The organism is Phyllobacterium sp. P5_D12, from assembly GCF_054049495.1.
Genome location: NZ_JBFUMG010000704.1, coordinates 1 through 1,966 on the forward strand (window position 1 = coordinate 1; position 1,966 = coordinate 1,966).

The following is a 1,966-nucleotide window of genomic DNA, read 5'->3' on the forward strand; positions in this document are numbered from 1 at the left end:
CACTGCCGGTTGATCATCGAAATGACCAAGCTTGCGCTCCGATACGCCGATTTTCCCCCGAATTTCCGGCATCAATTTTGCCGCAATTGCACGTCGTTCGGAGGGCCCCAGACTTTTGGTAACCTCCCCGCCAAAGACCGCTTTTACGGCCGTTTTCTGATCGAACCAGATGATCGCCTTGTTGATGATGTCCAGCGTCAGTTCATAGCATTCCTTGGCGTCATTGGCCCAGGTGAAGAGACCATGGCTTTCGAGCACGACACCTTTGGAATTTGGATGGGCAGCCACATAGGCGCCAAGATCGAGGCCGAGTTGGAAACCGGGTCGGCGCCATGGCAGCCAACCGATTTCGTCGCCGAAGATTTCCTGCGTCAATTCGTGGGAGTTTTTCGACGCGGCAATGGCGATGATCGCATCGGGATGCATGTGATCGACATGTTTGAACGGCACAAATCCGTGCAGGGGCGTATCGATGGAGGCCGCGCGGCCATTGAGGTTGAAGGTGCAGTGCGGCAGGAACCCGACCATGCGGTCYTCGTCCTCGACGCCTTTGTAGATGGACTTCAGCGATTCAAGCTTTTCCATATAAAGCGTGGCAAAACCATCGAGCTTGATCGTACCGACATCGCCGCCCGACCCCTTGACCCACAGCACTTCGACCGGCTTTCCGGTCAGCGGGTCGGTTTCGATTACTTTCGCGGAAGTATTGCCGCCGCCGTAATTGGTGATGCGTTTGTCAGCACCCAGCAGATTGGAACGATAAAGCAGCTTGCCCGGCTCATCCACGCCAGCGGCCTTCTGATCATCCCAACGATTATCCAGAAGTTGGACCTTGTCTGCCATATTCGCCTCCCGAAAAGTCAATTGCCAGCGCAGGACAGATCGTCCGGCCGCCGCTTATTTACGTCTAGCTATGGAGCAGATCGCGTTTTGTTGTCAATCACAAACGGTCATTTTCAGTCATAAACTTACTATTGTGCAGTGCAATATGAAACTATTTGACTGAAGTTGATTGACACTCGCGATGTTTTTGCGCCATAGATTGTCACAAGAGGAGAACAAGCATGCACGAGCGTRAGCGCCACCGCATCATTCTGAGCGCTGTTCAGGAAAAGCCGGTCATCACCATTCAGGACATTGCCGAACTGACGGAAGCGTCGGAAGCAACGATCCGTCGTGACATTGCCTCGCTCCATGTCAAAGGCAAGCTGCGCCGGGTGCGTGGGGGGGCCGAAGCTGTGCATCCACCGCAACTGACACCCCTCGCCGGCCGGCACTTCCATGTTTCCGAATCGGAAAACGCCGATAAAAAGCGCGCCATCGCCCGCGAGGCCGTTGCGCTCTGTGAAGAAGGCGACGCCATCATCATCAATGGCGGCACGACAACATTCCAGATGGTGCATTTCCTCGCGTCGCGGCGGTTGCAGGTGATGACCAATTCATTCGCCATTGCCGAGCATCTGGTAAAGAATTCCAAGAGTTCGGTCACTGTGCCCGGCGGGGCGATCTACCGCGAGCAAAGCATCATCCTTTCGCCCTTCGACAATGATGTGACGCGTAATTTCTACGGAAAACGCATGTTCATGGGCTCGCAGGGCGTTGGCCCGTTCGGGGTCATGGAGTCCGATGCGTTGATCATCCAGGGCGAGCAAAAACTGATCAATCAGGCCGATGAGCTCGTTCTGCTTGTCGATTCGACCAAGTTCGCTCGCCGCTCGAGTCTCATCCTCTGTCCGCTGCAGCGCGTTGCCACCATCATCACCGATGACGGCATTTCGGATTCGGACCGGAAAATGGTGGAGGACGCGGGCGTTAAACTCATCATCGCAAACGTCAATCAGGAAAAATCAAGGAATTCCGTTTCCGTCGCGTGATCGAAACGGTGTCGACCAACAATACGGTTCAATCTCTGGGAGGACAGACAATGAAACTTTTGAAGAAACTCGCATTGGGATCGGCATTCGCC

At 54.6% G+C, this 1,966-nt stretch carries 2 protein-coding genes; one reads left to right on the forward strand and one right to left on the reverse strand.

Annotated elements, in window-relative coordinates:
• On the reverse strand, nucleotides 1-843 hold an 843-nt coding region (locus tag ACXJ5O_RS25490), incomplete at its 3' end, for a class II aldolase/adducin family protein (protein WP_457302342.1).
• A 221-nt stretch (nucleotides 844-1,064) separates the two neighbouring features.
• Here ACXJ5O_RS25490 and ACXJ5O_RS25495 point away from each other — a divergent pair.
• Complete coding sequence (locus ACXJ5O_RS25495) at nucleotides 1,065-1,874, forward strand: DeoR/GlpR family DNA-binding transcription regulator (RefSeq protein WP_457302343.1); 810 nt, start codon at nucleotides 1,065-1,067, stop codon at nucleotides 1,872-1,874.
• Nucleotides 1,875-1,966: the final 92 nt, after the last annotated feature.